General features: G+C 34.1%; 1 pseudogene. It reads right to left on the reverse strand.

Annotation, left to right across the window (positions count from 1 at the left end):
* Positions 1–111: 111 nt before the first annotated feature.
* Positions 112–276 (reverse strand): annotated as a pseudogene (locus AB4496_RS26670) (carbamate kinase); the annotation flags it as partial.

Here is a 276-nt window from a genome sequence, read left to right on the forward strand (position 1 = left end):
AATATTTATCTCATCTAGTATTAAACGGTCCGAATAAAATAAGCCTCATTATTATTAAATAAGAGGCCTGTTTAATGGGTTTATATTAGTGATGGTTATCTCTCGATAACTTTAGTAATAAACAATACCTTCGCCTTTTGTAATCAGAGTACCAGCTTCATTGGTGATTATTTTATCTAAATCAAATAATGAACCAATCGCCGCATTACCCAATCCAGCTTCAACGAATTTACAAACGGCATCAATTTTTGGCCCCATAGAACCAGCAGGGAATGA

Origin of the sequence: Vibrio sp. 10N.222.46.A1, assembly GCF_041473595.1 — a bacterium.
Lineage (GTDB): Bacteria > Pseudomonadota > Gammaproteobacteria > Enterobacterales > Vibrionaceae > Vibrio > Vibrio tasmaniensis_A.